The following is a 5,635-nucleotide window of genomic DNA, read 5'->3' on the forward strand; positions in this document are numbered from 1 at the left end:
ACCTTGTCGGGTACGCCGACAGTGGCTGGCAATGCCAGCTTCACGATCACGGCAAGAGATGCAAACAGTGCCTCAAGTTCTGCGACATATACGCTCACAATTGCGCCGCCGGCAGTGACCTTCGGCTTTTCACCTTCGGGTGGAGCATTGGCGCCAGCCATGGCCGGGGAAGAATACAGCCAGAGCATTGTCGCTAAAGGCGGCGCAGGTTCACTGATTTACAGTCTTGCTTCGGGAACGATGCCGGCGGGTATGGTGCTTAATGTATCGACCGGTGAGTTAAGCGGCCCTCTGGATGCCAATACCGAAGGCGATTACAGCTTCGCCATTGGGGTCAGAGATAGTTTGGGAAGCACCGGTGCAGCCAAGTTTACACTGAAGGTCGAGGCACGCGCGGTTACGGTAAAAGACAAGGTCGTTACCGTGGTAGCCGGTGCCACACCGGCCAACGTTAACCTCGTTCGCGATGCGACCGGTGGTCCATTTTCCTCGGCTGACCTGTTGTTTGTCGATCCGCCAAATGCCGGAACTGTGTCAATTGTTCGGGGTGAATTTGCGCAGGCATCAACACCAACGCCATCGGGCTGGTATCTCAAGTTCACGCCAAACCCGAGCTATTCTGGCAGCGTTCGTGTCGGATATCGCCTCACAAGCGCACTTGGTGTCTCCAATACGGGCTTCGTCATCTATAATGTCGGTCCTAATTCTGATCAGGTCGTTGGTGATATCGATGCCCTCGTAAATGGCTTCGTCAGCAGGCGGCAAAGTCTGATTGCGTCATCCATCAAAGTCCCCGGACTGATGGAGCGTCGCCGCGTCCAGGAGGGAACTGATCCGATCACGACGAGAATGTCGCCGTCGGTCGATGGTGTGACCTTCGGGTTTTCCACCAGCCTCGCGCAGCTCGGTGTTGATGGATACGGGGCAGACTCCCCCTTTAACATATGGGTTGATGGCACGTTCATGTTGCACAATCGGGAGGAAAACGGAGATAAATGGGGCAATTTCGGTATGATATCCACCGGGGCTGATTACCTTGTCTCAGATAAATTCCTGGTTGGTCTGTCTTTTCACTACGACCATATGACAGATCCGACAGACGAAGACGCAGAGCTTACCGGCAATGGCTGGCTGGCAGGTCCATATTCGTCCGTCGAGATCGGGAAAAACACCTTCTGGGATACGCACCTGCTTTATGGAGGCTCGTCTAATACGATTGATACGACCTTCTGGGATGGCGATTTCGACACAAACCGCTGGATGTTTGACACGTCGCTCAAGGGACAGTTAATGCTGCCCAACGATATCCTTCTGCTACCAAAGCTGCGAACGGTCTATCTGTCTGAAAGCATTGATGACTACGCTGTCACCAACAGTGATGGTGACATGATTGAGTTGGAAGGCCACGCCGAGGAGCAGTTCCGGGTTAACCTCGGCGCAGAAATTGCGCGGGAATTCACGCTTGAGAACAAATCGATCCTGACACCGAAACTCGGTGTGACCGCCGGTTACTCCGGGATTGATGGCTCGGGCGCGTTCGGCTCGCTCTCGGCCGGATTATCGCTCAAAGGTGAGACCGCCTATATCTTTAATCTCGGCCTGCTGTTCAGCGCAGAAGGCGATGGAGAAATGTCCGCTGGCATGAAAGCGGGTCTGAACGGGCGGTTTTGATTAGTCAGTTGTGAGTGGGCGGTCTTCTACGGTCAATTCATCTATATTGACCGCCCACATTTATCATTCCAGAAGCGCCTGCAATAGAGGGGGCCACAGAATTGGTGTTTAGGGGTGTCACTCCTCTCGTAGACAGCAATTCTGCTTTTGTAGTTGGTACGGAAAATCGGATCAGGTCTTCAGATGGGTCGGCATACAATCGTCCGCTTCGCGCCAAGAGCGGTCATTCCTATGCTCAGACGCTAAGGACGATAATCGCCTGATGCCTGCTTCCCAAGATCAGCTTCACAGTCGAATAGGTCGGCTAGGATGTGATTGCCAGTTGAGCTCAGTCCGAGTTAGGCTAGCCGAATGGATCAACTTATAGAAGAAAAGTTGCGTGAATTGAGAGACGCTCTGGAGGGCCGGCTGCGGCCGAAGCAGCACCTCGTTTTCGATCCCGCGAATAGCGCGGTTTATGGCGGCGTCGCTGGTGGATCCTTGGCAGTGGAGCAGTTTGAGGTGGCAGAGGGCCTCACGATTCGACAGACTTTTGCTCATGTGATGTCTCCATACTTGATAGCTTTTGCCAAGCCAGATGCTGCATCAAAGCCGCATCCGGGTCCGTGGCGTCCAGCGTCGGGTGGAATCGGGTTTGATGTGTGTATCGAGGTCGCTCTCGCGGAGCGCGCATCTCCAACCAATTTCGACCGTATGAACTCGGTTTGGTGGACACTTTCCTTGCTGCGATTGATAACAGGAATGCCGTTGGTGCTTCCAGTGCTTTCGGATACGGCATTTGCCGACGCACGAAACTGTGAGCACGACCCGCAGTTTTGGCCGATTGAGATATCGCGTCCGCGCATGGGGCCACGAGTGACCAATGAGGTTATTGGTATCGACCATCTGGAGGCGGTCAGAGAACTCTTCGCTCCGGGCGCTGCGCTAATGAACATTGAGCACTTCAACCGTGCGTATCAGACAATGGACTCTGCGCCGTTCGCTCACTCAAGCGGAGCAGCGATGGTAATGATATGGGCCGCTCTTGAGACCCTCTTTCGTCCAGGGCAAAATCAACTGACAAAGCGGTTGTCCAAGGCCATTGCGACGTACCTTGAAGAGCCCGGCGGCAGACGCGAAGCGCTGCAGCAGCGCATCACGCAGCTTTACGAACTAAGAGGTAGCAGCGTTCACAACTCCCAAGAGGCAACTGGTGCTGCTCTTGCAGAGAGCGCTCGCTTGGCTCGACTTGCCTTCATTACTTGCATTTCGCAGGGCGCGGTGCCCGACTGTGACACGCTCCTGCATCATTGGCTTTCCGAGCACATTAGGAACCAGACATCGACGTGATAATGGGGAAAGTGCTCGTGGCTGGACTCAACCAACTCAGCGGGTGCCAATTGCAGTCCGGCAACGACCGCTTCGGGCCAATGACAGACTTCGGCCCTCCGGCGGGAGCGGATATTGCGCCAATCACCGCATAAGTCTAGCAAGACAGTGATATTTGTCCAAGAACCGTCGGGGGCGCTGGTGGAAAACTTAATCGCTGTCGCTGCTAATGCCACAATCGGTCCAATACGTTTAGGTCAGACATTTAGCGAGACCGTGCGCCTGCTTGGAAATCCGCATCGTCTCGGCTTTCATTACGATGATATGTTTGATGGCACGCTGGTATATGGCCCCGCCGAAATCTTCGTCCAGATCATCGATAACAACGTCTCCTCTTATCTGGTTCAGCTACACCTTTTCAAACGGTCCCGTGGTCGTCACTTGCGGGTAGGCAATCATGTTTCGTTCGATAGACCAAAGCGATCTGAGCTCGGATATGAGCGAGTGCAAAAGACAATGCTCGACGCGGGCATCAGCTTTAAACTGAACTCACCTGAAAAAATAAAGAATGGGATGCATCCGCTGATGCAGTTCAATGATAACGTTCGCTTCTATTTCTTACCTTTTGGCCCCCGAGGAAGCCTACAGTTGGGCTACATAGAGCTGGCCGATTACACGAAAGATTTATGACTTCCATTACCACTCAGGGCCAACAGCAGCCAATTCGGGTAAGCCAGACCATACCTTATACGGCGTCGGAATTGACCCAGCCAAAGCAGGGCTTATCTCTCGCAATCACATCAAGGCAGTTGCCGCCTGTGACGAACAGGTAATGGGTCGATCCAGGTAGTGATTTGTCGAATACTTCGCATTGTGCCGCACAGAAAGGGCTTCCTTGAACCCTGTAAGCAAAGTGGTTGGGTACGTGTCCCACCTTTTCGATTCCTTGCTCTTCCAGCGGGCGATGCAATTCGTCGATGACCCGGAAGATGTCTACGTGCGGGAAGAAAACTTTGAGAAAGTTATCCTGCCCGCTTACTGAAAAGTACGCCCTCAGTTCGTTCGCACCTAAGTCAGGTTGGTAACTCATCTCAATACGGACAAGGTCGGCTCCCGTCGCTCTCGCCCCGAGATCGAACTCCATTGCTTCGTACTTAATCATCGAGTCGCCGACCTACCGAAAGCGTCTTCTTCTTATGGTCCGTGGTTGTATATGTCGTGCATTATGACCGCAATGGGCCAACAACCGTCATGACGCCGATGCGCAAGAAGCAGGCGTTCAAAAATGCGCTAGCTCGACAAAACCTGGCGCGTTGGGCGGATCGGTCACCTTAGCCTTGAAGCAGTCAGCGTGAGCAGACCTGCCATTTGCGGTCTCGGCGGTAGCCCGAAGAGGGTCTGCAGATTTCGCTTCAATGCCCTTTCCACAAAAGCAGCAAAAGCCTCATTCGACGTTCTAAATGTCACATGTCATCAAGCTCGTTGATCTCGAGGCCAATTCAGCGAAACGGCCCTGTTTTTCGTCATATCTACAGCCTTGGAGGCATTCTCATCGATGAACCGATGTGCCTCCTTCAGGGTTGCTGGGTACTGTACGCCAAGTCGATAGTACGGGAAGCCGTTTGCGATCAGGAGTGATGCTACCGCCCAACCCTTCTTGTCACCTGCTGACGGTGGTCGGAAATCTGAGCCAGTCCTGTAGGTGACACCAGAGCATCGCGGACACGTTTTCTGCGTCGCATCGGCGGGCCGTTTGAAAACCCGCCGGCAGTCAAGACAAGCATATTTGGTAAGCGAGACTTTCATATGGATACCGTTAAGACGTGGGCGGTCGATAATTGCTCAACGGTCGCTATTGTGCAACTTCGAAACTGCTGCTTTGGGCCAATAGCAGCCTTAGGCCGAAAGCCGGTTGTATCATTTGGTCGTGACGCACAGGACACCCCTTTTATCGCTCACAACCAAAATAGGAAAATAATCATATAATCCTTTACCGCGAGACATTATTCCGCTATGGTCTTTTTTGATCAATTCCACGCTGGTACTCCAGGTGGGAGTTGAAGCAGGATCGTGATGGAAAGACGCAAACCATGACGATTGTTTTCTGGTTCGATCAGGTGAGAGCGAGATGGCAGGTGAATGAGGTTGAGTTGGCACTAAGGGGAATGTGAGCAAAAGGCACTAGCAGCAGGCGATATTTAAACCGACGCACAGGGCCCGTGTGTCGGCAAGCGGATGATGGAATGATCGGGGCGCTGAAAGGTGCCATATAGAATACAATTTTCGAGGCAGCTTCCAGCGCCCCGTTGAAATGGCTCGTCGGCTTTTTGGCTTGATGGGCAAAGAATGGTCATAACGTGGACTCTCTGAGTTCCGCGAACGCGAATTTATATCCTCGAAGAGAAGGGTGGTTTATCACGCGAATCGAACCAATAAATATATACAAAAGCTAAATTCGGTTGCTGCATATATAAACATATATTTGCAGAACGATTTCGCGTGGAAAGATATATTATTGACCGGGAATTCGTTTTCCGGCCAGCCCGCAGCCATGCGCGATTTTATACGAATTAACTCAAACAAGTGTAGAAACCGCCTGAAAACCGCTAAAATTGAGGGAAATTGGCAGATGAATAAGAACTGGAGCGAGAAAATG

The 5,635-nt window shown here is 52.5% G+C and carries 4 protein-coding genes; 3 read left to right on the top strand and 1 reads right to left on the bottom strand.

Going from position 1 to position 5,635, the window contains the following annotated elements; all coding sequences use genetic code 11:
• The 3 genes from IFT53_RS23435 to IFT53_RS23445 all read left to right on the top strand — a co-directional run.
• Positions 1–1,671: putative Ig domain-containing protein (locus tag IFT53_RS23435; RefSeq protein ID WP_192096973.1), on the top strand; the 1,671-nt coding region annotated here is incomplete at its 5' end.
• 351 nt (positions 1,672–2,022) lie between these two features.
• Entirely contained in the window at positions 2,023–3,000 is a 978-nt protein-coding gene (locus IFT53_RS23440; RefSeq protein ID WP_192068439.1) for a HEPN domain-containing protein, read from the top strand.
• Positions 3,001–3,114: 114 nt separating this feature from the next.
• A complete protein-coding gene (locus tag IFT53_RS23445) occupies positions 3,115–3,669 on the top strand; it encodes a hypothetical protein (protein WP_192068441.1) in 555 nt (184 codons plus the stop codon).
• A gap of 55 nt (positions 3,670–3,724) precedes the next feature.
• On the opposite strand, the gene IFT53_RS23450 is transcribed toward IFT53_RS23445, so the two are convergent.
• Positions 3,725–4,141 (bottom strand): hypothetical protein, encoded by a 417-nt coding sequence (locus IFT53_RS23450; RefSeq protein ID WP_192068443.1) that lies wholly within the window; start codon positions 4,139–4,141, stop codon positions 3,725–3,727.
• Between the last annotated feature and the right edge of the window lie 1,494 nt (positions 4,142–5,635).

This window comes from Rhizobium sp. CFBP 13644, from assembly GCF_014842165.1.
GTDB lineage: Bacteria > Pseudomonadota > Alphaproteobacteria > Rhizobiales > Rhizobiaceae > Agrobacterium > Agrobacterium tumefaciens_C.